This window comes from Chroococcidiopsis sp. CCALA 051 (genome assembly GCF_003015105.1).
Taxonomy (GTDB): Bacteria; Cyanobacteriota; Cyanobacteriia; order Cyanobacteriales; family Chroococcidiopsidaceae; genus Chroococcidiopsis; species Chroococcidiopsis thermalis.
Genome location: NZ_PYCI01000249.1, coordinates 1 through 3,014, shown reverse-complemented (window position 1 = coordinate 3,014; position 3,014 = coordinate 1). Strand labels below are relative to the sequence as shown.

Annotated in this window: 2 protein-coding genes; both read right to left on the bottom strand. The window is 45.6% G+C overall.

Going from position 1 to position 3,014, the window contains the following annotated elements; genetic code table 11:
* Positions 1-1,411 (bottom strand): type I polyketide synthase (locus C7Y66_RS30270; RefSeq protein WP_146149919.1); only part of this gene is annotated, 1,411 nt, incomplete at its 3' end.
* A partial coding sequence (locus C7Y66_RS30265; RefSeq protein WP_146149918.1) for an SDR family NAD(P)-dependent oxidoreductase occupies positions 1,404-3,014 on the bottom strand: 1,611 nt, incomplete at its 5' end. The genes C7Y66_RS30265 and C7Y66_RS30270, both read right to left, overlap by 8 nt.

The window sequence follows — 3,014 nt, the reverse complement described above, 5'->3', positions numbered from 1 at the left end:
TTGCAGTTTTCGCCGACAAACACAGCAAGTGACATGGACGTTCACCTGTATCCTGGCAATTTTGACTTTTAACTTTTGACTTTTGACTTTCTCCAGGTGCTTCTTCCACAACGACGTGGGCATTCGTGCCACCAATGCCAAAGGAACTGACTCCAGCGCGGCGAGGAGTGCCGTTTGCCTTCCATTCCTGTAGCTGAGTGTTGACGTAGAAAGGACTGTTAGCGAAGTCAATTTCTGGATTAGGCTGTTCAAAATGTAGACTAGGCGGAATCTGCTTGTATTTCAGTGCCAAAACTGTTTCAATCAAACTCGCAATACCCGCTGCTGAATTGAGATGTCCGACATGAGTTTTGAGCGAACCGATCGCGCAAAAGTTTTTCTTTTGGGTACTAGCACGAAACACTTTATTCAGCGCCCTAATTTCAATCGGATCGCCCAGAGGCGTACCAGTTCCATGAGCCGCAATATAAGTGATAGTTTCGGGATCGAACTCGGCGATCGCCTGAGCCTCGGCGATCGCGGCTGCTTGTCCATCGACGCTAGGAGCCGTATAGCCAACTTTGACAGCCCCATCGTTATTAATTGCCGAGCCTTTGATGACGGCGTGAATGCAGTCACCATCAACGACAGCATCCTCTAATCGCTTCAGGACGACAATCCCCAGTCCGTTGCCGAAAATTGTGCCTTGAGCTTGAGCATCAAAAGCGCGGCAATGTCCGTCAGGAGAATTCATTCCGCCTGATTGATAAAAGTAACCTGTTTTTTGGGGAACCTGAATTGTAATGCCACCAGCCAAAGCAATGTCGCACTCGTAACCTAGCAATCCTCGGCAAGCTAGATGAACTGCTACTAATGACGTGGAACAAGCCGTGCTGACGTTGAGGCTCGGTCCCTTCAAATTCAACTTATAAGAAATTCGTGTCGGTATATAGTCTTTGTCGTTACCAATGCCAATAATTTCTAAATCTAACGATTTCATCAGATCGCGGTTAAGTAACAAATTGTTCAGCAAGTAGCTGCTCAAATTGCTCCCAGCATAAACGCCAGTTAACCCTTTTTCTCCTACGGGATTGTAACCCGCATGTTCTAGCGCTGTCCAAGCACATTCTAAAAACAGACGGTGCTGTGGATCGAGGACTTCCGCTTCCCTGCGCGTGAAGCCGAAAAATTGCGCGTCAAACATGTCGATATCTTCCAACACAGCCCCAGCTTTGACATAATTGCGATCGCTCAATAACACTGGATCTATGCCTGAATCAATCAATTCCTCATCGGTAAAAATTGAAATCGATTCTCGTCCAGCACAAATATTCTGCCAAAACTCATCAACGCTTTTAGCTCCTGGAAAAGAGCCAGCCATACCGATTACAGCTATACCTTTTAAGGAATTGTCAGTTTCTTCGCTATTCATGGCTCTTTCGTCTCAACTTCATTAATTGCGTTTGTCCTTCCATGACTTCCTTTTGCTTTTTGGCACGGCTATGAACTTGCTGAAAATCGGATTTCTCAACTCGTTCGCATTGTTCGCGATCGAGCAATTGTGCCAAAGCATTTATGGTTGGATACTCAAACAAGTCAGTTAGTGAAATGTCGCGATCGAATGTTGTTTGTAATTTACTCCGAACTTGAACTGTGAGGAGAGAATCGCCGCCCAGGTCGAAAAAGTTATCGTGAATTCCTATTTGCTCGAATCCTAAAAGCTCTTGCCAAATTTTCGCCAATTTCTGTTCGATCGCATTTCTAGGAGCGACATAAGCACTCTGTAAATTTGGTTTCGAGTGAAGCGAGGATGAGGTCTTGGTGTTTGAAGTATCTCTAACTTGTAAGCGATCGGGATTAATCCATTGCTCAAGCCTAGATTGCAGATTCCCAGTCGAAACTACGATTTGTTCGTGTTGATTCCAAGACAATATTCGCTGAAATACCTCTATACCCTCTGTCGATTTTATCGCAAACTCTATCAAACTTGAACTAGTATTTGTATTTTTCTGCTCTTCTTTAAATTGCCAACCATCCCAATTGACACTCATCCAAGAATCAGAATATCTCTGATTATGCTGACGCACAAAAGCATCTATAAATAGGTTAGCTGCCGCATAAGGAGTATATCCCAAACCACCTAAAACTGATGCTAAGGAAGACATTAACACACAAAAATCCAGCTCTCTACCTTGCAAGACTTTTTCTAAAACTAATAGTCCATATATCTTTGGTTGAAACTGTTGTTCGCAATTACTTTTACTGATGCGATCGAGCGTAGAAAATGAATTGCCTTCAGTAATTCCAGCAGCATGAATCACACCATTCAACCGACCGAATTGTGACTCTGCCCGCTCTATGACAGCTTGCATTTGTTGGATGTCAGCCACATCAGCAGCCGCTACCATCACCCGTGCGCCTAGTGCCTCTAAGCGTTGGAGTTTCCGAATTTTGCCACTTATCTCATCATCTTCATCGTGAGTCGCCAGCCATGATTCCCACTCATCTCTCACCGGAAAAGCCGCTCGCCCCGTGAGAATCAACTTCGCCTTGACACTCCCAGCTAAATACTCCGCCAACACCAATCCAATATTGCCGAGTCCACCCGTAATCAGATACACTCCCCCCGTTCTGAGTTTGGCTATCTTGTCGCTCGGTTCCGGTAAGCAGACTGGTTCAAAAGTCTGTACCCAATGCTGCCCCTTTCGATAAGCGATCGCCACATCAGCAGACGCATTTACCTTAAGCGCCCTTTGCGCCTTTGCGCCTAACGCTTCGCTTCGCCTTCGGCTAATGCGTGACACCAAATCTTCTGCTTGACTTGGGATTAACTCCCCCAACAGCCGCTCCACCAGCTGCTCCTGTTGCCTTGCCGCATCAGAAATCATCACATCAATACTGCGACAATTAATATTGGGATATTCTTGCCCAATTACCTTCACTGCTGCCAATACAGTTGCTTTCTCTGGAGACACAATTTCTTCTGCCGTCACGCCGTGAAGATGGTTAGAGACAACCGTTAATTGCAAGCGATC